The sequence below is a fragment of the Thiococcus pfennigii genome (genome assembly GCF_016583835.1).
In the GTDB taxonomy this organism is placed as follows: Bacteria; Pseudomonadota; Gammaproteobacteria; order Chromatiales; family Chromatiaceae; genus Thiococcus; species Thiococcus pfennigii.
In genome coordinates this window covers 1-23,549 of sequence record NZ_NRRW01000025.1, presented here as the reverse complement: position 1 = coordinate 23,549, position 23,549 = coordinate 1, and the positions used below count along the sequence as shown (strand labels likewise).

22 protein-coding genes, 2 tRNA genes and 1 riboswitch are annotated in these 23,549 nt (G+C 71.1%); of the genes, 13 read left to right on the top strand and 11 right to left on the bottom strand.

Going from position 1 to position 23,549, the window contains the following annotated elements:
* Positions 1-2 precede the first annotated feature (2 nt).
* The 5 genes from CKO41_RS09995 to CKO41_RS09975 all read left to right on the top strand — a co-directional run bounded on the left by CKO41_RS09995 (position 3) and on the right by CKO41_RS09975 (position 4,615).
* Positions 3-1,259 carry a sulfotransferase gene (locus tag CKO41_RS09995; RefSeq protein ID WP_200252110.1) on the top strand — a complete coding sequence of 419 codons (1,257 nt, stop codon included), beginning with the start codon at positions 3-5 and terminating at the stop codon, positions 1,257-1,259.
* 4 nt (positions 1,260-1,263) lie between these two features.
* Positions 1,264-2,436 carry a glycosyltransferase gene (locus CKO41_RS09990; protein WP_200382071.1) on the top strand — a complete coding sequence of 391 codons (1,173 nt, stop codon included), beginning with the start codon at positions 1,264-1,266 and terminating at the stop codon, positions 2,434-2,436.
* Positions 2,437-2,440: 4 nt separating this feature from the next.
* Entirely contained in the window at positions 2,441-3,142 is a 702-nt protein-coding gene (locus CKO41_RS09985; RefSeq protein WP_242464218.1) for a DUF2334 domain-containing protein, read from the top strand.
* Positions 3,143-3,164: 22 nt separating this feature from the next.
* Positions 3,165-3,884 (top strand): TVP38/TMEM64 family protein, encoded by a 720-nt coding sequence (locus CKO41_RS09980; RefSeq protein WP_200382067.1) that lies wholly within the window; start codon positions 3,165-3,167, stop codon positions 3,882-3,884.
* Positions 3,885-3,976: 92 nt separating this feature from the next.
* On the top strand, positions 3,977-4,615 hold the full coding sequence (locus CKO41_RS09975; protein WP_200382065.1) for a DUF7424 family protein: 639 nt from the start codon (positions 3,977-3,979) through the stop codon (positions 4,613-4,615).
* Positions 4,616-4,665: 50 nt separating this feature from the next.
* Here CKO41_RS09975 and btuB read toward each other — a convergent pair whose 3' ends face one another.
* A complete protein-coding gene (gene btuB, locus CKO41_RS09970; protein WP_200382063.1) occupies positions 4,666-6,501 on the bottom strand; it encodes a TonB-dependent vitamin B12 receptor in 1,836 nt (611 codons plus the stop codon).
* A gap of 128 nt (positions 6,502-6,629) precedes the next feature.
* Positions 6,630-6,859: riboswitch (cobalamin riboswitch) on the bottom strand.
* Positions 6,860-7,004: 145 nt separating this feature from the next.
* Positions 7,005-7,358 carry a helix-turn-helix domain-containing protein gene (locus CKO41_RS09965; protein ID WP_200382061.1) on the bottom strand — a complete coding sequence of 118 codons (354 nt, stop codon included), beginning with the start codon at positions 7,356-7,358 and terminating at the stop codon, positions 7,005-7,007.
* A gap of 531 nt (positions 7,359-7,889) precedes the next feature.
* Between CKO41_RS09965 and CKO41_RS09960 the strand changes: the two genes are divergently transcribed.
* Positions 7,890-8,096 (top strand): Lrp/AsnC ligand binding domain-containing protein, encoded by a 207-nt coding sequence (locus CKO41_RS09960; protein ID WP_242464215.1) that lies wholly within the window; start codon positions 7,890-7,892, stop codon positions 8,094-8,096.
* A gap of 81 nt (positions 8,097-8,177) precedes the next feature.
* Here CKO41_RS09960 and CKO41_RS09955 read toward each other — a convergent pair.
* The 6 genes from CKO41_RS09955 to CKO41_RS09930 form a co-directional block, all read right to left on the bottom strand.
* Positions 8,178-8,253 (bottom strand) — tRNA-Phe (locus CKO41_RS09955).
* A gap of 476 nt (positions 8,254-8,729) precedes the next feature.
* Positions 8,730-9,008 (bottom strand): oxidative damage protection protein, encoded by a 279-nt coding sequence (locus tag CKO41_RS09950; RefSeq protein ID WP_200382059.1) that lies wholly within the window; start codon positions 9,006-9,008, stop codon positions 8,730-8,732.
* 200 nt (positions 9,009-9,208) lie between these two features.
* On the bottom strand, positions 9,209-10,333 hold the full coding sequence (mutY, locus tag CKO41_RS09945) for an A/G-specific adenine glycosylase (protein WP_200382057.1): 1,125 nt from the start codon (positions 10,331-10,333) through the stop codon (positions 9,209-9,211).
* Positions 10,333-12,639 (bottom strand): AsmA family protein, encoded by a 2,307-nt coding sequence (locus CKO41_RS09940; RefSeq protein ID WP_200382055.1) that lies wholly within the window; start codon positions 12,637-12,639, stop codon positions 10,333-10,335. Before CKO41_RS09940 ends, mutY begins: the two co-directional genes overlap by 1 nt.
* A gap of 148 nt (positions 12,640-12,787) precedes the next feature.
* Positions 12,788-12,861 (bottom strand) — tRNA-Gly (locus tag CKO41_RS09935).
* Positions 12,862-13,351: 490 nt separating this feature from the next.
* Entirely contained in the window at positions 13,352-15,172 is a 1,821-nt protein-coding gene (locus CKO41_RS09930) for an AMP-binding protein (protein ID WP_200382054.1), read from the bottom strand.
* 411 nt (positions 15,173-15,583) lie between these two features.
* Between CKO41_RS09930 and thiS the strand changes: the two genes are divergently transcribed.
* From thiS to hemP, 5 genes are all read left to right on the top strand, one after another.
* Entirely contained in the window at positions 15,584-15,784 is a 201-nt protein-coding gene (gene thiS, locus CKO41_RS09925; protein WP_200254320.1) for a sulfur carrier protein ThiS, read from the top strand.
* Positions 15,785-15,862: 78 nt separating this feature from the next.
* Positions 15,863-16,660 (top strand): thiazole synthase, encoded by a 798-nt coding sequence (locus CKO41_RS09920; RefSeq protein WP_200382052.1) that lies wholly within the window; start codon positions 15,863-15,865, stop codon positions 16,658-16,660.
* Positions 16,661-16,665: 5 nt separating this feature from the next.
* Positions 16,666-17,403: a tRNA (guanosine(46)-N7)-methyltransferase TrmB gene (gene trmB / locus CKO41_RS09915; protein ID WP_200382051.1), complete on the top strand. Its 738-nt coding sequence runs from the start codon at positions 16,666-16,668 to the stop codon at positions 17,401-17,403.
* An 88-nt stretch (positions 17,404-17,491) separates the two neighbouring features.
* Complete coding sequence (gene srkA / locus CKO41_RS09910) at positions 17,492-18,481, top strand: SrkA family protein kinase (RefSeq protein WP_200382050.1); 990 nt, start codon at positions 17,492-17,494, stop codon at positions 18,479-18,481.
* A 706-nt stretch (positions 18,482-19,187) separates the two neighbouring features.
* On the top strand, positions 19,188-19,376 hold the full coding sequence (gene hemP / locus CKO41_RS09905) for a hemin uptake protein HemP (protein ID WP_200254314.1): 189 nt from the start codon (positions 19,188-19,190) through the stop codon (positions 19,374-19,376).
* A gap of 4 nt (positions 19,377-19,380) precedes the next feature.
* Here the strand turns inward: hemP and CKO41_RS09900 are convergent, their stop codons facing one another.
* The 3 genes from CKO41_RS09900 to bfr (CKO41_RS09890) are packed head-to-tail and all read right to left on the bottom strand — an operon-like array spanning position 19,381 to position 22,872.
* Complete coding sequence (locus tag CKO41_RS09900) at positions 19,381-21,861, bottom strand: heavy metal translocating P-type ATPase (protein WP_200382049.1); 2,481 nt, start codon at positions 21,859-21,861, stop codon at positions 19,381-19,383.
* A gap of 28 nt (positions 21,862-21,889) precedes the next feature.
* Positions 21,890-22,375: a bacterioferritin gene (bfr, locus tag CKO41_RS09895; RefSeq protein ID WP_200382048.1), complete on the bottom strand. Its 486-nt coding sequence runs from the start codon at positions 22,373-22,375 to the stop codon at positions 21,890-21,892.
* Between the two features lie 32 nt (positions 22,376-22,407).
* Entirely contained in the window at positions 22,408-22,872 is a 465-nt protein-coding gene (gene bfr / locus CKO41_RS09890) for a bacterioferritin (RefSeq protein ID WP_200382047.1), read from the bottom strand.
* 271 nt (positions 22,873-23,143) lie between these two features.
* On the opposite strand from bfr (CKO41_RS09890), the gene CKO41_RS09885 reads away from it, so the two are divergent.
* Positions 23,144-23,368 (top strand): (2Fe-2S)-binding protein, encoded by a 225-nt coding sequence (locus CKO41_RS09885; protein WP_242464212.1) that lies wholly within the window; start codon positions 23,144-23,146, stop codon positions 23,366-23,368.
* The gene (locus tag CKO41_RS09880; protein WP_200255366.1) at positions 23,365-23,541 is read left to right on the top strand and encodes a hypothetical protein; all 177 of its coding nucleotides are present in this window, start codon (positions 23,365-23,367) and stop codon (positions 23,539-23,541) included. The genes CKO41_RS09885 and CKO41_RS09880 overlap by 4 nt, the downstream gene beginning before the upstream one ends.
* The last annotated feature ends 8 nt before the right edge of the window (positions 23,542-23,549 follow it).

Sequence of the window (23,549 nt, the reverse complement as noted above, 5' to 3'; positions counted from 1 at the left end):
CCATGCTGCAACTGTTTCTCGCAACGACTGCCCGCGTGCTGTCGCTCCTCGTCACGAGCCTCGTACCGCGGCGCGGCACCGCCTCCGGTCCTTGGTCGTGGCGGCGCACCCTGGTGATGATCGGCTTCTTGCCCCTGTTCCTGCTGGTCCAGGCCATCCACTGGGTCGGCTTCGCCCTCGACGAGGTCTTCTTTCGCGGCTACCGCCGGGTCCAGGTGCGCGCGCCCCTCTTCATCCTCGGCGTACCGCGCAGCGGCACCACCCACCTGCACCGCGTCCTGGCCGAGGATCCGCAATTCACGACCTTCTCGACCTGGGAGTGCCTGTTCGCCCCATCGGTGACCGAGCGGCGCTTCTGGCTCGCGCTGGCGCGCCTCGACCGCCTCGTCGGCGCCCCGGCGGCGCGCCTCATCGGCTGGCTCGAGACCCACGCCTTCGGCGAGCTCGAGGCGATCCACCCGATGCGCCTCGGCGACCCGGAGGAGGACTACTTCGCGCTGACCCCGGTCCTCGCCTGCTTCATCCTCGTGCTGCCGTTCCCGCAGCTCGGACTCCTGTGGCGCATGGGCGCCTTCGACCGCGACATGCCGGCCGGCGAGCGCGAGCGACTGCTCGACTTCTACGAGGGCTGCCTCAAACGCCACCTCTACGTACACGGCCCCGACAGACGGCTCCTATCGAAGAACGCCGCCTTCGCCCCGCTCGCCGGCAGCCTGGCCGAGCGCTTCCCGGACGCCCGCTTCATCGCCTGCCTACGCCCGCCGGCCGAGACCCTGCCATCGCAGCTCAGTTCGCTGCGTTCGGGGCTCGACCTCTTCGAGGTCGAGGCCCTGGTCCCGGGCTTCGAGGCGCGACTCCTCGCGCAGCTCGCCTTCTACTACGAGAACCTCCACGCGGTCCTCGCCCGGTTGCCGGCCGAGCGACGCATCTGGATCGAGATGCGCGCCCTCGGGGCCGGGCTGACGGCGACGGTCGAGGACGCCTATCGGCGCTTCGACCTGCCCCTCGGCCCCGCGTTCCGGGAGCGCCTGGCGCTCGCCCAGGAGCGGGCGAACCGCTACCGCAGCCGTCATCGTCACGCCGATGGCCTCACGGACGCCGCGACGGCGCGAATCACGGAGCTACTCGCGACGCGCTTCGACGGCCTCTACGAGCGTTTCGGGCTCGGCCGCGACGAGGCCGCCGAGCGGTTCGCACCGCCGAGCCGACCCAGTGCACCGCGGCCCCAACCGAGCCTGCAAACGAGCGGGGGTACCTGATCCCATGTTGAACCTGTCCACGCTGGAGCCCTCGGCCGACGCCGACGAGGCACCCGCCATCAGGGGCCTCGACGCCGCCGGGCTGCGTGTCGCGATCGTCTCGGACGCGGCACCCGAGCGCAACGGCGTCGGCGCCTACTACCGCGACCTGGCCGAACACCTGCGGGCCGCCGGTGCCCAGGTGGAGCTGGTGGCGCCACGCTTCCGCGCCGGGCGCTGGTACGGGGGACTCACCCTGCCGCTACCGGGCGATCCGACCCAGAAGATCCTGGTGCCGCCCCTCTCGCTCGTCGGCCGGCGGCTCCGCCGGCTGGCGCCACACGCGATCGTCGTGCCGACCCCTGGCCCCTATGGCCTGCTCGGCATGCACTTCGCCGGACGCAAGCGCACGGCCCTGATCGTCGGCTTCCATACCCATTTCGAGCGTCTCACCGACCTCTTCCCGGGCTGGCGGGTGCGGGCGCGGATCGCCCAGGCCTGCCTGACCTTCTCGAACCGGCTGCTGTTCGCCAACAGCCAACTGGTGCTCGCCAATACCCAGGAGATGGTCGAGATCGCCCGCTCGATCGGCGCCGTCAATCTCGACGTGATGGGCACCTCGATCCCGCGGCGCTTCCTCGCCGACACGGCCCCGCCGCTCAACCCCGAGGTCCGCAAGGTCCTGTTCGCCGGGCGCCTCGCGCCGGAGAAGAATCTGGACGCGATCGTCGAGGCCGCACGACGCCTGCCGCAGATCGAATTCCAGATCGCCGGCGACGGTCCGCTGCGCGACTGGGTCCTCGCCCAGGCCGCGGACCTGCCGAACCTCCGCTACGTCGGCTGGGTCAAGCGACGCCAGATGTTGTCGCTGATCGACGGCGTCGACTGCCTGGCCCTGCCGTCGAAGGTCGAGTCGTTCGGCACGATCGCCCTGGAGGCGATGGCCCGCGGACGGCTCGTCGTCGTCTCGGCCCACTGCGGCATCACGAGCTGGGAACCGCTCAACCGCGGCCTCTTCCGGGTGCGCGACGGGGAGACCCTGGCCGATGTGCTGATGCGCATCGGCGGCCTCGACCGCGCCCTTCGCGAGCGCAAGGCCCAGATCGCCCGGACCGCGGCCCGCGAGATGAACGAGCGCAACCTGGCCCACTGGCTCGAGGTGCTGACACGCGGCCAGGCCCTGACGGCCCATGGCTGAGGGGATGCCTACCCGCGCCCTCGTCTCGGTGCACGACCTGATGCCCGAGACCCTGCCGGCGGTGCTGGAGATCCTCGCCTTCCTCGAGCGCCATGGCTGCCCGCCGGCGACCCTGCTGGTCGTGCCGGGCGGCGCCTGGTCGCCGGAGCAGCTCGCGACCCTGAAGGCGCTGGCCCGCGCCGGCCACCCCCTCGCCGGACATGGCTGGCACCATCGCATCGCCCGCCTCGGCGGCGCTGCCCACTGGCTCCACAGCCGGCTCATCTCGCGCAACGTCGCCGAGCACCTGGCCCTCGACGAGGACGGCATCGTCGACCTGATCGGCCGCTGCTTCGACTGGTTCGCCGATCAGGGGTTCGCCGCCCCGACCCTCTACGTCCCGCCCGCCTGGGCCATGGGGCGAATCGCTCGGGCGCGCCTCGCCGCCCTGCCGTTTCGCTACTACGAGGTCCTCAGCGGCGTCTACGACACAGATGAGGGGCGCCTGCGGCGCCTGCCGCTCCTCGGCTACGAGGCCGACACGGGGCTGCGCGCGGCCTTCCTGAGGTTTTCCAACGGCGCCAGCCGCGCCCTCGCCGGCCGCCGCCCGATCCGCATCGCGATCCACCCGTTCGACCTCGGCCTGCGGCTCGCCGACGACCTCGCCCGCGACCTGCACCGCTATACGCCGACGGGCTGGCCCGAGCCCCACGCGGCGCCCGCCTGACCCCGCCCGCACGCGCACGCCGATGATGCCGGCCAACGAGCTCCCGCCAGCGCGCTCGGGGACCACGCCGCCCGCGCACCGGCACCGCCGAGGGCTCGCCGCCGTGCTCGTCGCGACCGGCGTCGTCCTGGCCCTGGTCCTGGCCACGCGCCTGCCGGTCGCCGACTGGCTCGCCGCCTGGCGCCTGCACGCCGACGACCTCGGCCTCTGGGCACCGGTCGCGCTCATTGCGGTCTTCTATCTGCTCACGGTCGCGGCCCTGCCGACGCCGCTCGTCATCGCCGCCTCGGGCGCCACCCTCGGGCTGTGGGCCGGCTTCCTCGGGATCTGGCTCGGCTACATGCTGGCCGTGGCCACGGTCTGGGTGCTCAGCCGCTGGTGGGCCGCGCCGATCCGCGCCCGCTTCACCCGGCTGCACGCCGACGCCGAGCGCGTCCTCGCGGCGCTCGCGCGGCGCGGCGGCTGGCTGGTCTTCCTCACCCAGCTGCATCCGATGTCGCCGAACGGGGTCTTCAACTGGCTCTATCCGTCGCTCGGGATCAAGGCGCGCCACGCGCTGCCGGCGATCGGCCTCGGACGGGCGCCGACCCTCTGGCTCTATACGGCGCTCGGCGCCTGGTCCGTCGAGGGGGCGACGACCGACGACGGCGGCTGGTGGTGGCTGGTCTCGGCGCTCGTGGCCATCGCCATCCTCGCGGCGATCGCCCGGCTCGTCTCGCGCGCGCTGCGCGAGGCCCTCTGAACGCCGCTCCGGGTGGCGGTGATACCATTTTCGCGCGCCGCGGGCCGGCGAACGCCGACCATGGAGCGACTCGATAACCACTGGAGAACCGCATGAAGAACGCCATCGGCCTGTCGCTGTTGTTGACGGCCGCGACCCTGTCCGGATGCAAGGCGACCGTCGAGACCGAGGTCACCGTCCTCGATCTCTTCTACAGCAAGACCAGGATGATCTCGGCCGATCTCCACACCGAGGTCACCGACTGCGAGGGTGCGGCGGCCGCCCGCAGCGCCGAGGTCTCGGCGATCTTCGCCGACGCCGAGTACCTGGGCTGCGCCTCGGATGAGGGACGCGACGTCGCCCACTTCCGCATCCCGATCGCCCTCGACAAGGAGCTCGACGGCCGATTGGCCTCCGAGGAGCACATCAATCTCGTCTCGACCGAGGATGCCTTCCTCGTCCTCACGATCCCGCCAGCGCTCAAGGAGCGCCTGACGACGCCCGCCGGGCGGGCGCTGCGGGCCGGGACCCTACCGCTCGACGTGCGGATCCGGATCGACAATGACCACGGCAACGCGATCCCGATCCAGGTCTTTTCGGTCTATGTCGACGGCGAGCCCTTCCTCTTCGGCGACACCCAGATCCCCAAGGCCGGCGCGATCGTCCTGCGCCTCTCCGAGGTGGCAATCGACCACGCGATCGAGAAGGGCTCCTCGGTGCTGCTGATGCGCGAGAGGAAAGAGGAATCCTGACGACGACGCGCCACCCGCTGCGGCCACGGCCGCAGCGGGTGGATGCCGGCTCAGAGGGCGTAGCGCAGGGTCACGTAGAAGGCCCGGCCGGGCTGGTTGTACCAATCGGCCGTCTGGTAGTCCTCGTCGAACAGGTTCTCGACCCGCCCCTGCACGCGCAGGTCCGGGCTGAACGCATATTCGGCGCGCAGGTCGACGAGCGTGTAGCCATCGAGGCGTACGGCGTTGGCGGCGTCATCGAAGCTGCGCCCGGCGACGAACAGGGTCCCGCCGACGCCGATCCGCCCGAACGCGCGGTCCACATCGAGCGTGAAGGTCTGCTCCGGGCGACGCGGCAGGCGGTTGCCCGCGTTCGGCCCGCCCGAGCGATTCTCCGCATCGAGCAGGGTCAGGTTCGCGTCGACCGCCCAGTCGCGCAGTTCGGTCGCGACGACCGCCTCGAGGCCGCGGATGCGCGCCGAGTCGATGTTGTTCGGCGCCCACAGGGCCGCGTCGTAGGCGATCAGGTCGTCGATGTCGGTCTGGTAGAGATTGAGCGACCAGCGCGCAACCGAGAGCCTCCCGCCGAGGCCGACCTCGAGGCTTCGTGACTCCTCCGGATCCAGGTCCGGATTGCCGAAGCCAGGGTAGTAGAGCTCGTTGAACGACGGCGCCTTGAAGGCCGTGCCATAGGAGGCCGTCAGCCGCATATCATTGGAGAAGCTGTAGCCCCAAGCAGCGGAACCGGTCGTATATTCGCCGAACTGCTCGTTGTCGTCGTGGCGCAGGCTGAGCTCGAGGTCATGTCTCCCGAAGCCGCCCAGGTACTGACCGAAGATACCGATATTGTCGCGCTCGTCCTCGGCATAGGCAGTCGTGCCATCGACCTGGTCTCTCTGGTAGTCGACACCGAGGGTGACGAGGTGATCGGCTCCCAGCATGACGTCGTTCTGCCACGACAGGCTGTCCCGCTCGGTCTCGATGCTGTTGACGAAGGCACCTTCGTAGTAGATCCGCGACTCGTCCCAGGCCCGCCCGGCCGTGAGGGTGCTCGTCCAGACACCGACCGGCGTGAGGCGCAGCCGCCCGCCGAGCACCTGCTGGCGGTCCTTCGACTCGTTCCCGCCAAAGGGCGAGCCGTCATAGTCGTTCTCGCCGTCCGAGCGCAACCAGTGCGCCTCGGCCTCGATCCAATCGGTGAACCGATAGCCCATCCGCGCGCTCGCCGATCGGCTCGTGAAGCCGTCATCATCCGGCTCATCGACGAAGCAACCGGCCCCGGGGACGGCTTGGCCATCGCAGGCATTGAAACCATCCGTGTCCTCGTAGCTGGCGCCGACATCGATCCAGCCCCGCTCGCCGCCGGCCGAGAGGCCGCCCGAGACCTTGGCCGTGCCGTAGCTGCCGGCCTCGACCGTGAAGCGCGGACGCGGTTCGCCGCCGCCCTGACGGGTGAAGATCTGGATCACGCCGCCGATCGCCTCCGAACCGTAGAGGCTCGAGCGCGGTCCGCGCACGACCTCGATGCGCTCGACGGCCTCGATCGGCAGGTTCTGAAAGGCCGTCGTGCCGAGCGTCGCCGAGCCGACCTTGACGCCGTCGATGAGGACCAGGACGTGATCGGACTCGGTGCCGCGCAGAAAGAAGGAGGTCGTCTTGCCCGCACCCCCCGTGTTCGTGATCGCAAGCCCCGGGATGCCGCGCAGGGCATCGGGGATCGAACGGGCCTGCCGCCGTTCGATGTCCTCGCGGGTGATGACGCTGACCGAGGCGAGCGTCGCATCGGCGGTCTGGGCGGTGCGGGTCGCGGTGACGATGACCGGATCGACCTCGGTGTCGTCGACGACGACGGCCAATGCAGGGACGGTCGGCAACAGCAAGGCGCCGACGAGCAGGGTTTGACGCATGAGAAGTCTCCTCTGGCCGTGCACACCCGCACGGCGGGCCTGATGGAGGTCCGCAGAGGAGAACGCAGGCGCAGCGGAGACGACAGCGAACTGCGCCGGACACCGCGCCGGCCGTTGCCCACCGCAAGACCGGAACAGCGCCACGGGCCGGTCTCCGGACTTGCGGGGCGGAAGACCGAAGCCTTCCCAGGACGGCCCCTTCCCATGCCCTATCGGCACAGTGGAGTCTTGCCGTCCCTCATGACCCGCCTACCGTTGCGGGGGCAGTGCCGGAATCGCGCGGAACCGAACGGCCGCGCCCACCGGCTTCCCGTTTAACCCCGGCGATTGCCGGGGAACCCGTGGCGAAGGCCGCGAGAGTAACGACTCGTGGCGGCCGACGTCAATGCGCCGTGCCACCAGGCACAGCGCACGACCACCACAGCGCGCCGCGTGGCCGGTACCGCGGCCCCGCTTCGTCACCGGCCACGCCTGCTCGGAGGACCGCCGATGAAATCGGCGGATCAACCGGCAGCCTTGCCCCCGATCTCGGCGGCACTCTTCAGCAACGCCTTGCGTCCGCGCGCGTCGGCCGCGCGGAAATGGCCCAGGAGCGTCTGCTCTTGCTCGGAGAGGAGCCCATCGTCATCGAGACAGAGCAGATAGGCCGGCGTGACCGAGCCGAGGGCGGCCGAGAGGGCCTTGGCCTCCTCCAGCCCCATGCGGCGGATGCCCTGTTCATAGTTGCTGATTCGCGACTTCGACAGCGACCCGCCGGTACGCTCCGAGAGCTGCATCAGCGACAGTCCTTGATCGTGACGCGCAGCGCGCAATCGAAGACCGATGCGCTGCGTAAGACCCTGTTCGGTATTGGGCATTGACGATGCCTCCCGCGGTAATGATCTAATTTTATATCGGGTCATCGGACCCCCGGCCGCCGCACGCCGAGGCAGTGCGCTCGCACAGGTCCAGACCGGCAGCGTTGCCCCCTGACGGCCACGCCGGGGGAACACAGCGAGAGTGTTGCACCGCGAAACGAGGAATAGCAAGTCGCGACCGCGGGCGACCCCGGCGACGATATGGGGGCAAGCGCTGGGACGTCCAATCGACCAATGCCCACCGGACCTTAGCATCCGTATCGAGGCGCCTACCGGCTGCCTCCGGGGCGCGGTCCGGGCCGAACGCGATTGCCCGACACGGCAGGCATCGCGTTTTCCGACCCCCTCCGGCAGAATGGCCCGAAAGGCGCGTCGCGCGGGGTCTTCCGAGCGGGGATCCGCGCCTCGAAGACCGGGCCCGACGCCTGGATTCCGATGCCCACAGAGGAGTGAAGACGATGGTGACAGCGATCGTGGCCTAGAAGGTCGACAGGGGGACGCGTCAACGACGTCGCGGCGGCCCTCGCCGCGATGCCGGACATCACAGAGGTCTACTCGGTCAGCGGCCGCAATGACCTGATCGCGTTGATCCGCACCCGCGACAACGAGACGCTGGCGGACATCGTGACCGGCTCGATGCTCAAGGTCGAGGGGATCCTGGACAGCGAGACCATGCTGGCCCTCCGCGTCCATTCCAGGCACGACCTGGAGGCGATGTTCTCGATCGGCGTCGAGTGACCACCGGCTCCGCGACGGGCGAGTCCGGCCGACGCCATACGAAAAGGGCCGGCGTCCGAGGACGCCGGCCCTTCGATGCGTTGGTGCCCAGGGACGGAATTGAACCGCCGACACGAGGATTTTCAGTCCTCTGCTCTACCAACTGAGCTACCTGGGCCGGGTTGTCGCGGCTGCGCGTGTCCGCCGCCGCGAAGCTGCGTATTAAAGCGGGGTTCCGCGGAATCGTCAACCCTCCGGGACATGGCCGCGGCAGATCGAGCCTGCGTCCCTTCGCGAAAAGACTCGAAACCAGGTCCCGCCATCGGCCTCTTGCGTCCAGTGACGAGGCGGCTGTCGGGTTACGGCGCGCGCAATCGGTGATTTCTCATAGGGGGGCCGTGCGGCGCGCCTAACCCGACCTACGGGCCGTGCCAATCTTCATCGCGGCACCGGCCGCTGTCGGGTTACGTCGCGCGAGCCTAGCCCTTCTCAGAGACCGCCGTGCCGGCGCGCCCCCGCCGTAGGGCTCGACCTGCCGGCCATTGGTCACCGCCCGCCCCGATCGTCCGCGAGCGGCGCCCCTACCGGCCCAGACGGCCCAGACGGCGCCGGCGGTGTCCGCCGGTACGACTCGTCTGCACAGACCCCCGTCGATCAGGACGAATCCGTCTCGGGGACATAGTCGCGCGGTGGCGCGCTGCCCTCGCCGAAGAAGTAGGCCTCCATCTGCTCCTCCAGGAAGCGGCGCGCCCGCGGTTCGACCGGCGTGAGGCGGTTCTCGTTGATGAGCATGGTCTGGTGCCGCAGCCAGCCGGCCCAGGCCTCCTTCGAGACCTGCGCATAGATGCGCTGGCCGAGTTCGCCCGGGTACGGCGGCCGCTCGAGGCCCTCGGCCTCGCGCCCCAGCTTGATGCAGTGGACCATTCGGCTCATGCGGGTGCTCCTGTCTCGTTTTGCCTCGGCCGTTGCGTTGGCCTGGAATCCAAACTTCGCAGCCAGCTACCAACTGCCGGCCTCCAGCGCAGACCCATCGGCGACCCGGCGACCTTCTGCCCCGACCGCGGTCACCCATCGGTGACGAGCACAAGGGGAGGCACCGTTTACGCACGAGGCGACGTGCTCGCAGCTGGCGGCTATCCGCCCTTTCCCGGTGGAATGTGGAGCGCCTCGGCCAGTTCGGCAAGGATCCGCGCGATCGGCGCGGCCAGACCGAGCCCGGCCGGGCGACGCAAGTCGAGCCAGAGCCAACCGTCACCGTCGGCGACCGCCGCGGGCGGCGCGGCGAGGACCAGCCGCAGCGCCTCGATCTCCAGGCGAAAGTGCGAGAAGTCGTGATGGCGCGGCGACAGGCCCGCGACCGTCTCGGGCACGCTCCCCAGGTGCTCGCGACACCAAACCTCGGGATCCTCTTCCGGCCCGCACTCGGGGAGGCTCCAAAGTCCGCCCCAGACACCGCTCGGCGCGCGGCGCCGCAGCAGCACCTCGCCGGCCGGGTTCTGGATCGCGAGCAGGCGGGTGCGGTGCACGGGCCGCTCACGACGGGGCCTGGGGGCGGGATAGGCGCCCTGGCGACCGGTGGCGCACGCCAGGCAGTGCATCGCCAGCGGACAGCGCCCGCAGGCCGGGGCGCTACGGGTGCAGAGGGTCGCCCCGAGGTCCATCAGCGCCTGATTGTAGTCGCCGACACGCCGCGCCGGCAGGGCGGCCTCGGCGAGCGCCCACAGGCGCCGCGCGACCGCCGCCTCTCCAGGCCAACCGGCGACGGCGTGGCAGCGCGCGAGGACCCGTTTGACATTGCCGTCGAGGATCGCGCGCCGCTGGCCCATGGCCAGCGACAGGATGGCCCCGGCCGTCGAGCGACCGATGCCCGGCAGGGCCTGGAGCTCGGCCGGATCGCTCGGCAGCGCGCCGCCGTGCTCGGCGACGATACGCCGCGCCGCGCCATGCAGATTGCGTGCGCGCGCGTAGTAGCCGAGGCCCGACCACAGGTGCAGGACCTCGTCGAGATCCGCCGCGGCGAGGGCGGCGACGCTCGGGAAACGCGCCATGAAGCGCTCGAAATACGGTATGACGACGCTGACCTGGGTCTGCTGGAGCATGATCTCCGAGACCCAGACCCGATAGGGCGTCGCCGGGTGCTGCCAGGGCAGGTCCTTGCGCCCCTCGCGGTCGAACCACGCGAGCAGCGGCGAGGCCAGCGACGCGCCCGCCGCGCCGGGCGCCCCGAGCAGACCGTCCAGGGCCTGGGCTGCGGTCATCAGCGCCCGAGCAGATCGCGCAGGCCCTCGACCCCGTCGACGCCGAGGCGATCCTCGAGCCGCTCGATCAACCGATCGCCGCGCCCATCCAGCCGTCGGCGCGCGACCTCGCGCAGCACCGGGGCCAGATCGACCGACCAACTCGGCTCCCCCAGCGGCCCGCTCACCTCGACCGGGATCGGGATGCCCTCGAGCTCCTTCAGGGCGCGCCGCGGCGGCGGATCGACGAGGACCGGCTGCAACCGGTAGTCGAGGCGGCGTCGGACGAGGTCGATGGTGCCGCGTCCGGTCAGGGTCAGGTGATCGGCGCGCCCGGCCAGGTCGTCGTTGTGCAACACGCCGTCGCGGGCCTCGGCGGTCGCGGTCAGTTCCGAGAAGGCCGTACCCTGACCGCGGCCGCGTTCGGGGGTCTCGCCGCGCAGGCGCGCCCGCGCGGCGTCGATCAGGCCCTCCAGATCGACGCCCGGGACCCGACCGTCGCGGATCGCGAGGCCGAGGCGCCCGTTCAGACTGGCGCGCAGGTCATCGGCACCCGTGCCGGCGGCCGTCAGGTCGAGGTCGAGATCGCCACGGCCCTCCAGCCGCGCGGCACCGCGCAGGTCCTCGAGCAGCGGCCCGACGGCGACCCGTCTCGCCTGAGCGACCAGATGGCCATGCGGCTGCTCGCCGCGGACATCGACCTCGAGACGGCCATCGAGACGCCCTTCGTAGAAGCCGCCCGCCTCGCCTCGCTGGGCGATTTCGAGGACTCCGGCCCTGGACGTGATCGCCAGATCGGCCGGCGCGATCGCGAGGCCGCGGACCCCGAGGTGCCCGACCCTCAGCCGGCCCTCGAGGTCGAGTCGGCGCAGCGCGGCGACGCGCGTCGGCCAGCGGCGCGATGGGGCCTTCTCCCCGTCGGCGACGCCCGGGGCCAGGGCCTGGGCCGGCGCCCCACCCCCCGAGCCGGCGGCCCGGGCGGTAGGCGACCTGGCCGCCTCGCCCGACGCCGATGCGCCCTCGGCCGCCCGCGGCCCGCCCAGTTCCAGACGGTCGGTCGTCAGATCGAAGCGGATACCGAGCGGCCTGGTGAACAGGAGGCGCAGGGTGCCGTCGAGGCGGGCCTCATCGACATGCAACGCCAGCGGCGCCAGCGTCAGGCCCTCGCCATCGCCGGCGAGCGTCGCCTCGCCGGCGACCCGCCGCCAGCCGGCGTCACCCTGCCCCGAGGGCAGCCGCATCCCGTGACGGGTCAGCCAGTCGCGCAGGTCGACCTCGGCGAGGGCCAGGTGCCCGGTCAAGGTCGGCGCCCCAGACAGGGCGGCGACGGCGAGATCGCCGCCCACCTGCAGGCCATCGGCGTCGAGCGCCAGGTCCACCAGGGCCAGATGGCGCCCGGGCAGGTCCAATGCCGCCCGGCCGGTCAGGTGGGCGGCGCGCGCCTCGCCGCCGTCGCCGGCCGGAGGCGTATCGAGCCGCGCGACGATCCCGAACCGCTCGAGCGCATAACGGCCGGCGAGGCGATCACCGCTGACGGTCGCCTCGAGCTCCAGCGCCCCCCGCCGCCCATCGGCCATGACCAGGTCCTCGAGCCCCAGCCGCACCGGCGACGACCCGATCGCGATGCCGTCGCGCCCGAGCGTCAATGCTCCCTCGCCACGCAGCCGCGCCCGCGCGATCGGCCCGACATCGGTCAGCGGCACGGCCAGGCGCCAGCCCGTCGGTTGGCCGAGGACGAGGGCCTCGGTCGAGAGATCGATCCCGCCGATCTCGCGGACCTCCCCCCCCTCGCCGTCCTCCCAGGACAGGGTCAGGTTGCGGATGCGCAGCGGACCGAGCCGCATCGGCGCCCGGTCGTCGCCGGCGGTGACCGGCGCCGCCGGCCGGGGCTCGCCGACCGGGGCGGGTGCCGTGGCCGATTCGACCGCCGGCGCCGCGAGCGGGCCAGCCGGCTCGGCACCGGCGCGCACCAGGTGGAGCCGGACATCGTCGAGACGCACCGAGGCGGTCTCCAGACGGCCGAGGAGCAGTGGCCAGGGGCTCAGCCGTAGCTCGGCCTCGCCGATCCGCGCGAGCGGTGGGCCGACGAGACCAGGCGGACCGGAGAGGCGGACATCCTGGACGGCGATCCCCAGCGGCGGCCAGAACACCAGCCGGCTCGGGCCATCGATCTCCAGCGTGCGCCCGGTGCGCTCCGCGATGGCACGACCCAGGGCGCGCTCGAACGCCTCGCCATCCTGCAGGGCCAGGCCGACCCAGCCGGCCAGGGCGACGCCGCCGAGCAGCAGGACGACCGAGAGCAGGACACCGATCGAGGGCTTCTTCATCGCAACGCATCCTCTCCGTAGGGGCGGCCAGTCGCGACGACGGACGGGGCGCGCCACCCTGTCGATGGCGAGCTGTGTGACGGTGGCAGGCCAAGGCCGGAGGGCGAGGACCGGCGGGATGGCAACGGATCCGTCGCCGTGGGGATGATGGAGCGGGTGATGGGAATCGAACCCACGTCATCAGCTTGGGAAGCTGAGGTTCTACCATTGAACTACACCCGCGTAGCGGGCGATTCTAGTGCCTAGCGCCCGGCGCACGCAAGGGCCGCCGCCGAAGGCGCCACGGCGGACCCGCTCTGATCCGCCGGCGTCGCCTGCGCCGATGGCACGGCCCGTAGGTCGGGTTAGGCGCGCTGGCACGGCGGTTCGGGTAAAACAAAGGATTGCGCGCGCCGTAGCCCGACAGGGGCCTCGGAGGGCGCCACGGTGTCGGCCGTCGGGTTACGCCCCCGCGGGGAGCTAACCCGACCTACGGGCTCGCGCAGAGACGCAGAGGCGCAAAGTGAAGAGAAGGCATTGGTCGATGTCACCAGTACGCCCCTCTTCTCCTTCTCTGCGCCTTTGCGTCTCTGCGCGAGATGTCCTTTTCGGGTGCCCGGCGGAGGCGCGTCGGGTTACGGCGCGCGCAACCTGTCATTTCTGATAAAAGGCCGTGCGGCGCGCCTAACCCGACCACGCGGCCCCACCGCTCGGAACGGTACGACGTGCCGAATCAGCCGTCGAGCCGGTAGAGCCCTTCGATCCGATCCGAGTGGCGTTTGAGCACCTCCTTGCGCTTGATCTTCATCGTCGGGGTCAGCATGTCGTTGTCGACCGACCAGGGCTCGAGCAGCAGGGCGATGCGGCGGATCTTGGCGTAACCTGGAAAGTCGCGCAGGGCATCGCGGATGCGTTTGAGCATGTCCTTCACGAGGCGCGGATCTTCGAGACTCTCGGGCGCCTCCGGCGAGAGGCCGTACTCGCGGGCCAGCCCGATCCAGAGGTCGGCATTGAGGACCACCAGGGCGCCGAGGAACGACCGGCCCTCGCCGACGACGAGGACCTGCTCGATCAGCGGATCCAGGGCGATCGCCATCTCCATGTCCGCCGGCGGTACCTTCTCGCCGTTGGAGAGCACCAGGATGTCCTTGATGCGGCCGGTGATGTAGATGTGCCCGTCGTCGATGCGCGCCTGATCGCCCGTGTGCAACCAGCCGGCCGAGTCGATCATGCGCGCGGTCGCGGCATGATTGTTCCAATAGCCGAGCATGTTGCACGGGCCCTTCACGAGCAGTTCGTCGTCCTCGCCGACGCGCACCTGGACACCGCGCAGCGGCACCCCGACGCTCTCCGGGCGATTGTCCTGCAATGGGTTGACGCTCACGACCGGGCTGGTCTCCGTGAGGCCGTAGCCCTGGACGATCGGCAGGCCGAGGCCGATGAAGAGGTGCGCAACCTCCTTGGGCATCGGCGCCCCACCGCTGACCGCGACGCGCAGTCGTCCGCCGAGCTTGTCGAGGACCGGCCCGGCGACCCGCTTGCGCAGGAAGGGCCACAAGAGCAACAGCGGACTCCAGCCGCGCCGCCCCTGGGCATGCTCGAAGGCCGTCCAGCCGACCTCGACCGCGAGGCGAAAGAGCCACCGCACCGGCAGCGGCCGGCCTTCGACCTGTTCGCGCAGCCGCGAATAGACCCGCTCGAAGACCCGCGGCACCGCGATCATCGCAGTCGGGCGGATCAACCGCAGGTCCTCGGCCATCTGGGCGACCGAGCGGGCGAACGCGACGGTCGAACCGGCCATCATCGGCAGATAGTAGCCGCCGGTGCGCTCGAGCATGTGCGAAAGGGGCAGGAAGGACAGGAAGACGTCCTCCTGATAGCAATCGATGATCGTCAGGCTGGCGTGGGCATCGAACAGGATGTTGCGGTGGGAGAGCATCACCCCTTTGGGCCGGCCGGTCGTCCCAGAGGTGTAGACGATGGTCGCGAGGTCATCGGGGTTGCCCGCGCGCTGGACCAGCTCGGCGCCGCGCACCGGCAGCCAGTCCTCGGCGAGGACGACGCGCGGATCGGACCGCGCCAGGCGCTGCGCCTCCCCGCCCGAGTCGAGCAGGATGACCCGCGTCGGGTTGGGCCGCTCGCCGAGCGTCGCGGCGATGCGCCGCCAGCGGCTGGCGTCCTGGACGAGCAGGACCTTGACCGCGGCATCCTCGATGATGTAGACGGCATTCTCCGGGCGGTCGTCCGTGTAGAGGGGCACGGTGACCAACCCGAGCGACAGGGCCGCCAGGTCGAAGAAGACCCATTCGGGGCCGTTGCGCAGCAGCAGCGCGACTCGGTCGCCCGGGCGCAGCCCCTCGGCCGCCAGGGCGTCGCGCCAGCGGCTGACCTGCGCGGCGGTCGCGCCCCAGGTCAGGCTGCACCAGCCGTCGGCCTTGCGGTCATGGTAGCGGTAGGCGACGCGCTCCGGCGAGCGGTGCGCGCGCTGGATGAACAGGCCGTCCAGGGTACGGGCCCGCTCGATCGAGATGAGATCCTCCGACCATCGGCTCACGGCATGGATCCTCGCTGGTTCTCCGTGGGACGACTCCGGGCCCGGCGCGGCACGCGGCGGACCAGCCCGGCCAGCGGTCCTGGCCGGACGTTGGGGCGCTACGGTAGCGGGGGCGCCTGCTCGTTGCAATGCCATTGCAGCACGCCCCCGGGCTAGAATCGCGGAAGACTTGAAGAAGACCTATCCGACCGATTTATCGGGAGGCGGCGCGACGATACGATTCCCGTTGCGCGTCGTCTTCGGCTGCGGCAACGACCGAAAGCGGCGAGCCCCTCCGCCCCGCACAGTCGCCGTGATTCTTCATGGCACCTTGCGTCGACCGGCCCCAAGCGCCCCACCGCCTAGGGTCGCCGAGGCTGGGGCACGGGAGGCGACCCGCCCCGTGACATTCCATTCTTGATGAGGAGACCCATGCAGATCACAGTCAACGGCGCCCCGACCGAGGTGCGCGAGGACCTCACCGTCGCCGCGCTGATCGAGCACCTGGACCTCGCGGGGCGGCGCCTCGCCGTCGAGGTCAATGCCGAGATCGTGCCGCGCAGCCGCTTCGAGCAGCATCGCCTGGCCCCGGCCGACCGCATCGAGATCATCCACGCGGTCGGCGGCGGCTGAGCGGCGGCGCCGCGGCCTGTTGCGGCGAAATCGTTTATCCTGAGGCGATCCACCCCCCAATCCATGATCGAATTCGAGATGACCGACAGCACCCCTGACACAGACACCCTCGTCGTCGCCGGCCGCCCCTACCGCTCGCGCCTGCTCGTCGGCACGGGCAAGTATCGCGACCTGGAGCAGACCCGCCTCGCGATCGAGGCGAGCGGCGCCGAGATCGTCACGATCGCCGTGCGCCGCACCAACATGGGCCAGAACCCCGGCGAGCCGAACATCCTCGATGTCCTGCCGCCGGAGCGCTACACGATCCTCCCGAACACGGCCGGCTGCTACGACGTCGACACCGCGGTGCGTACCTGCCGCCTGGCCCGCGAGCTGCTCGACGGCCACAACCTGGTCAAGCTCGAGGTCCTCGGCGACGAGCGCACCCTCTTCCCCGACGTGGTCGCGACGCTTCAGGCCGCCGAGATCCTCGTGAAGGACGGCTTCGACGTGATGGTCTACACGAACGACGACCCGATCGTCGCCAAGCGCCTCGAGGAGATCGGCTGCATCGCCGTGATGCCGCTCGCCGCACCGATCGGCTCCGGGCTCGGGATCCGCAATCCGCTGAACATCCGCACCATCGTCGAGAACGCCCGGGTGCCGATCCTCGTCGATGCCGGCGTCGGCACGGCCTCGGACGCGGCGGTGGCGATGGAGCTCGGCTGCGACGGGGTCCTGATGAACACGGCGATCGCCGCGGCCCGCGACCCCATCCTGATGGCCGGGGCGATGCGCAAGGCGATCGAGGCCGGTCGCGAGGCCTACCTGGCCGGGCGCATGCCGGCCAAGCGGTTCGCGTCGGCCTCCTCGCCGATCGAGGGGCTCTTCTTCTGAACGGGATGGACGAGCGCAATGACGCACGGTCCACCGAGACCGGCGCGACCTCGGACGCCACGACCGAGCGCCGGCGCCCGGTGCGCAGCTTCGTGCTGCGCGAGGGGCGCCTGACCGCGGCCCAGGAGCGGGCCTTCGCGACCCTGTGGCCGCGCTTCGGCATCGACTGGCAGCCGGGCCGGCCCCTCGATCTGCCGGCGGCGTTCGGCAACGACCGGCCGGTCGTGCTCGAGATCGGCTTCGGCAACGGCGAGAGCCTCGCGACGATGGCCGAACAGGCCCCGGGGCGCAACTTCCTCGGCATCGAGGTCCACCGCCCGGGGGTCGGTCACCTGTTGCTCGAGATCGAGCGGCGCGGCCTGACCAACCTGCGCCTGCTGCGCCACGATGCCGTCGAGGTCTTGGCCCGCGGGCTCGCCCCCGCGAGCCTGGCCGGCGTCCAACTCTTCTTCCCCGACCCCTGGCCCAAGACCCGCCACCACAAGCGCCGCATCCTGACCCCGGCGTTCGTCGAGCGGCTCGCCCGCGTCATCGCCCCCGGTGGCACCCTGCACTGTGCGACCGACTGGGAGCCCTATGCCGAGCAGATGCTCGAGATCCTCTCGGCGAGCGAGCCGTTCGAGAACACGGCCGGCCCCGGCCGCTATGCCGAACGCCCGCCGACGCGCCCCCTGACCCGCTTCGAGCAGCGCGGCCAGCGCCTCGGCCACCCGGTCCGCGATCTCATCTTCCGCCGCCGCTGATCGCCGGGCGGCGCCTCGATCGCCTGCGGGCTCAGGGCGGTGAACGGCGCCGCGGCGCGATCGCGATCGGCGCGATAGAATCGCGGGTATGAACCAGCCATCCCCGCACCCCTATGCCGACCTGAGCCCGGACCGGATCCTCGATGCGATCGACTCGCTCGGCCTGGTCCCGGACGGGCACCTGTTGGCGCTCAACAGCTACGAGAACCGCGTCTACCGCATCGGCCTCGAAGACGCCGCCCCGGTCGTCGCCAAGTTCTACCGCCCAGGACGCTGGTCCGACGCCCAGATCGGCGAGGAACATGCCTTCACCGTCGAGCTGGCCGCCCACGAGATCCCGACCGTCCCACCGCTCGCGATCGGCGGGCGCACGCTGCACGCCTTCGAGGGCTTCCGCTTCGCGCTGACGCCGATGCGCGGCGGACGCGCGCCGGAACTCGACGACCCCGAGACCCTCGAGTGGCTCGGACGCTACCTGGGGCGGATCCACGCGGTCGGCGCGACGACCCGCTTCGTCGCCCGCCCGACCCTCGACATCGCCAGTTTCGGCGAGGGGCCGAGCACCTTTCTGCTCGATGGGCAGTGGCTCCCGCCCGACCTCGAGGCGACCTACCGCGCGACCGTCGCCCAGGCCCTCGAGGCGGTCCGCGCCTGCTGGGCCGAGGCCGGGGCCCCGACCAGCATCCGCCTGCACGGCGACTGCCACCGCGGCAACCTGCTCTGGACCGATACCGGCCCCCACTTCGTCGACTTCGACGACGCCCGCCTCGGGCCGGCCGTCCAGGACCTCTGGATGCTACTCTCCGGCGACCGCCAGGAGATGAGCCATCAGCTCGGCTGCGTGCTGGCCGGCTACGAGGCCTTCCACCCGTTCGACTACCGCGAGCTGCACCTGATCGAGGCCCTGCGCACTCTGCGCCTGATCCACTTCTCCGCCTGGCTCGCGCGGCGCTGGGACGACCCCGCCTTCCCGCCCGCCTTCCCCTGGTTCGACACCCACCACTACTGGCAGGGCCAGATCCTGCAATTGCAGCAGCAGGTCCTCGCGATGCAGGAGGGACCGCTGTGGCGCTTCTGAGGCCGCTGTCGGGTTACGGCGCGCGCCGGGCTGGTCCTTCTCGGCGAGCGCCGTGCCAGCGCACCTAACCCGACCTACGGGCCGCGCCGTTATCGCCGGGGCCGTAGGTCGGGTTAGCCCCTCGGGGGCGTAACCCGACGGCTGTCGGGTTACGGCGCGCGCCGGGCTGGTCCTTCTCGGCAAGCGCCGTGCCGGCGCACCTAACCCGACCTCGGGCCGTGCCGGTATCGCCGGGGCCGTAGGTCGGGTTAGCCCCTCGGGGGCGTAACCCGACGGCTGTCGGGTTACGGCGCGCGCCGGGCTGGTCCTTCTCGGCGAGCGCCGTGCCAGCGCACCTAACCCGACCTACGGGCCGCGCCGTTATCGCCGGGGCCGTAGGTCGAGTTAGCCCCTCGGGGGCGTAACCCGACGGCTGTCGGGTTACGGCGCGCGCCGGGCCGGTCCTTCTCGGCGAGCGCCGTGCCGGCGCACCTAACCCGACCTACGGGCCGCGCCGTTATCGCCGGGGCCGTAGGTCGGGTTAGCCCCTCGGGGGCGTAATCCGACGGCTGTCGGGTTTGCATACATTAACGCGAATCATTATCATTAAGTGCAGCGGCGGACCGATCGCGCCGAGAGGTGGCCTCGATCGGCGTAACCGAGGCGTCCGTCGACCAGCCACATCGATCCAAAGGGCATGCATCACAGCAGTCAGTTCGGAGGAGCCATGAACCAGACGATCCAACAGTCCAGCTCGCTCGGTCACGCGTCCGCCACCCTGCTTCCGGCCCGAGAGCCGCAGCGCGTGCGCAGCGACACCCTGCTCCAGGGCGGGCGGCGGCTCATCATCGAGCACGGCGGGGCGAGCTACACGCTGCTCCTAACCCGCAACGACAAGCTGATCCTCACCAAGTAGCCGCTCAGGACGAGGCCGGCGCCGCCAGCCGCACCGCCGGTTGGCGGCGCAGCCGCAGGCTGTTGGTGACGACGAAGACGCTCGAGAGGCCCATCGCCAGGCCGGCCGCCATCGGGCTCAGGTGCAGGCCGAAGGCGGGATGGAAGACCCCGGCGGCGACCGGGATCAGCAGGACGTTGTACAGGAAGGCCCAGAAGAGGTTGCCGCGGATCGTCCCCAGCGTGCGCCGCGCCAGCGTCAGGGCCGTCAGCACACCGGCGAGATCCCCGCGCGTGAGGGTCACGTCGGCCGCCTCGATCGCGATATCCGTCCCCGAGCCGAGGGCGATGCCGACGTCGGCCCGGGCCAGGGCCGGGGCATCGTTGATGCCGTCGCCGACGAAGGCGACGCGCCGGCCATCGCGCTGGAGCGCCGCGACGACCTCGGCCTTGCCATCGGGCAGGACCTCGGCCCAGACCTGATCCGCGGCGATCCCGGCCTCGCGGGCGATCGCCTCGGCGACCCGTCGGCCATCGCCCGTCACCATCGCGACCCGCCGCCCGCCCGCGGCCAGCGCCGCGACCACGCCGGTCGCCTCGGGTTTCAGCGCGTCGGCAACCGCGATCAGCGCCTGGACCGCGCCATCGACGGCCAGATAGATCGGCGTCTTGCCGGCCGAGGCCAGCCCCTCGGCCTCCTCGCGAACGGCATCGGCGATCGCGATCCCGTCGCGCTCGAGGAGCCGGGCGGCACCGACGCAGACGGACCGCCCGGCGACCCGCGCCCGGACCCCGTGACCCGGCACGGCCGTGAAGGCCTCGACCGCTGGCAGCTCCAGCCCCCGCGCCTCGGCTGCGGCGACGATCGCCGCGGCCAGCGGGTGCTCGCTGCCGGCCTCGGCGGCCGCGGCGAGGCGCAGCGCGCCCTCGGCGTCGCCGTCGACCGGGCGCAGATCGGTGAGACGCGGCGTCCCCTCGGTCAGGGTGCCGGTCTTGTCGAAGACGAGCGTGTCTACGCCGGCCAGCGCCTCGATCGCGGCGCCCTTGCGGAACAGCACGCCGAGCTCGGCACCGCGGCCGCTGCCGACCAGGATCGCGGCCGGCGTCGCGAGCCCCATCGCGCACGGGCAGGCGACGACGAGGACCGCGACCGCGCTCAAGAGGGCCATCGTGATCGCCGGCGGCGGTCCGAAGGCGAACCAGGCGACGAAGGTCGCCAGCGCAATCGCGAGCACCAGCGGCGTGAAGACCCGCACGACCCGGTCGGCGAGCCCCTGGATCGGCAGCTTGGCGCCCTGCGCCTCCTCGACCATGCGGATGATCCGGGCGAGGACCGTCCCCTCGCCCACCTCGGTCGCCGCGGCGCGCAGCGCGCCGTGCTGGTTGAGCGTCCCGCCGACGAGGCGGTCGCCCGGCCCCTTGTGGACCGGCAGCGACTCGCCGGTCAGCATCGCCTCGTCGACCCAGCTCTCGCCGTCCTCGACCTGCGCGTCGACCGGAATCCGCTCGCCCGGGCGGATCACGACCCGATCGCCGACCCGCAGCGCCTCGGCGGCGACCTCGACCTCGCGCCCGTCGCGCCAGACACGCGCGGTCTTGGCCTGCAGGCCGATGAGCTTGTGCACCGCCGCCGAGGCCCGGCCCTTGGCCAGTTCCTCCAGATACTTACCCATCAGGATCACGGTGATGACGACGGCGCTCGACTCGAAGTAGAGGTGACGCGCCTCGGGCGGAAAGAGCCCGGGGACGAGCAGCACGGCCAGGCCGTAGAGCCAGGCGGCGCCCGTGCCCGTCATCACCAGGCTGTTCATGTCCGGAGACAGATGGCGGTAGGCGATGAGGCCGGCGCTGAAGAAGCGCCGGCCAGGGCCGACAACCACCGCGGTGGTGAGGATCGCCTGGAGCCAGCCCCAGACCTCGGCTGGGGCGAGGCGTGCGAGGGTCCCCTCGAAGCCGGGCACCAGGTGTGCGCCCATCGCGATGACGAACACCGGCAGCGACAGGAGCGCGGCGCGCCAAAGGTCGCGGCCCAAGGCCCGATGCCCGGCCGCACGCGCGCTGTCCTCCCCGCCATCGACGGCCGCCGGCCCGGCCAGCGGGCGCGGCTCGTAGCCGGCCCGGCGGATCGCCTCCTGAATCGTCTCGGGGCTGGCCGCGGCCGGTGCATAGCGCACGCTCGCCCGCTCGGTCGCCAGATTGACGCTCGCCTCGACCACCCCCGGCAGCCGGGCGAGGGCGCGCTCGACCCGCGCCGCGCAGTTCGCGCAGGTCATGCCGCCGACACCGACCTCCAGGGTCTCGGTGATCGGCTCGTAGCCGAGCCGGCGGACCGTCGCGACGACCTCGGCCGGTGTCGTGCGCGCCTCCTCGAGCCGCAGGCTCGCCCGCTCCGTCGCCAGGTTCACGGCGACCTCATCGACCCCGGCGAGGCCCGCCAGCGCCCGCTCGACCCGCGCCGTGCAGGAGGCACAGGTCATCCCCTGGATGTCGAGCTCGAAGCGCCTCATCGGACCCTGTCTCGCCGCCCCCGACCGGTCAGGTGACCGGAGATGGACCCATCTGCGCCTGGAGATAGTTCTCCAGCCCCATCTTGTCGATCAGACCGAGTTGCTGCTCGAGCCAGTAGGCGTGGTCCTCCTCGGTATCGGCGAGGAGCCGGCGCAGGATCTCGCGGGTCTGGTAGTCGCGCTCCTGCTCGCAACAGACGATCGCCTCCTTGAGCGCGGCGGCGACGTCGTATTCGAGCTGCAGGTCGTTGCCCAGCATCTCGGGCACCGTGGCACCGACGCGCAGCGGCTCGCGGCGGGTCATGTCGGGGCTCGCCTCCAGGAACAGGAGGCGGCGGATCAATGCATCGGCGTGCTCGCGCTCCTCCTCGGCCTCATGGCCGATGCGCTCGTAGAGCCGGGCGAGGCCCCAATCCTCGTACATCCGCGAATGGATCCAGTACTGATCGATCGCGGTCAGCTCGTTCGCGAGGAGCCGCTGCATGTGGGCGATGACGTTGCGCTGGCCTTTCATCTGGGCGCCTCCTGGACGGCGGGCTAGGCGGACTAAATCGCGGATTCGAGGTAGTTCGGCAGACCGATCTGATCGACGAGCGCCAGCTGCGTCTCCAGCCAGTCGATCCGCTCCTCGGCCTCCTCCTGCATCTCGGCGAGGTGATGGCGGCTGACGTAGTCGTGCAGCCCCTCGCAGTGGGCGATGGCCGCAATCAGGGCATCGCGCAGGCGGGTCTCGGTCTCGAGGTCGCCTTCGAGGATCTCGACGACGTCCTCGCCGATCAGGAGCTTGTCGAGGTCTTGCAGGTTGGGCAGCCCCTCCAGGAACAGCACCCGTTCGATGAGCCGATCGGCCTGCTTCATCGCCCGGATCGAGGCCTTCTCCTCGCGCGCCTCCAGCCGCCGGAGACCCCAGTGGCCGAGCATCCGCGCATGCAGGAAATACTGGTTGATCGCCGTCAACGAGACCTTGAGTACCTTGTTGAGCTCCTGGTTGACGGTCGCGACTGTCTGCATGGCGAACCTCCTGCGTGGGGTCGGGGCCGACGGCGGCCCCGGGGACTGTTGGCCGTCGACACGCGACAGGGTCGAAACCGCCGATGGCACCAGAGATTACGCCCGCGGCACGCCAGTTCAAGAGGCCGTCGTTCGGGGCGCAGCGAGCCGCGGGCGCGCGGTCGCCATGACCCTGTTGACTTGAGATGGGAATCGTTCTTATTATCGAGACGCATCGACGGCCACCCATCGCCGTCCTGGTCTCCCCACCCGGGGCATCGAGGTTCGACCAATGAGGAACCCTGTCATGTACGTCTGCGTCTGCCATTCGATCAGCGACCGCGACATCCGCGAGGCCGTCGGCCGCGGCGCCCGCACCTTCGAAGACCTCCAGGGCAATCTGGGGCTCGCGATGAACTGCGGGACCTGCCAAGACTGCGCCTGCGAGGTCCTCGACGAGAGCCTGGCGCGGATCGCCATCCCCGCCGGCCAGACGCCGACGGTCCCCTGTCGATGACCGCGGACATGCTCGCGATGAAGGGCACGCTGCGTTCGCGGGTCGTGGAGGCCCTCCGCGATCTCGCCCACGGGATGTCGCAAGGACGCCGTCAACGACGCTGGCGTCTGATCCATGAGCACGCGCGGGAGACCGCACCGCCACCGCGCTCGAAGCCGCCCCCCGAGACCTGATTCCACCC